Source organism: Micromonospora zhanjiangensis, from assembly GCF_042650605.1.
GTDB classification, from domain to species: Bacteria; Actinomycetota; Actinomycetes; order Mycobacteriales; family Micromonosporaceae; genus Micromonospora_J; species Micromonospora_J zhanjiangensis.
Map to the genome: position 1 here is coordinate 1 of NZ_JBHSBN010000130.1, position 564 is coordinate 564.

Here is a 564-nt window from a genome sequence, read left to right on the forward strand (position 1 = left end):
TACCGGAACAACGCCACCAACGGCATCGCCAAGGGTGACCAGCCCGAGGGCATGTACGCCATCTTCGACGGCACGCACTACAACGGCGGCTGCTGCTTCGACTACGGCAACGCCGAGACCAACAGCCGGGACAACGGCAACGGCACCATGGAGGCCATCTACTTCGGCAACATCAAGGTCTGGGGCTACGGCACCGGCAACGGTCCCTGGGTGATGGCCGACCTGGAGAACGGGCTGTTCTCCGGCGTCAACGCCGGCTACAACGCCAACGACCCGAGCATCAGCCACCGTTACCTGACGGCGATCATCAAGGGCGAGCCGAACCACTGGGCCATCCGGGCCGGCAACGCCCAGTCCGGCGGCCTGTCCACCTTCTACGACGGTAAACGCCCCAACGTCACCGGCTACAACCCGATGAAGAAGGAGGGCGCCATCATCCTCGGCATCGGCGGCGACAACAGCCACGGCGCCGCCGGCACCTTCTACGAGGGCGTGATGACCTCGGGCTATCCCAGCAACGCCACCGAGGACGCGGTGCAGGCCAACATCACCGCCGCCGGCTAC

1 protein-coding gene is annotated in these 564 nt (G+C 65.8%); it reads left to right on the forward strand.

Annotated elements, in window-relative coordinates; genetic code table 11:
• Positions 1 to 564: arabinofuranosidase catalytic domain-containing protein (locus ACFOX0_RS34270; protein ID WP_377553857.1), on the forward strand; the 564-nt coding region annotated here is incomplete at both ends.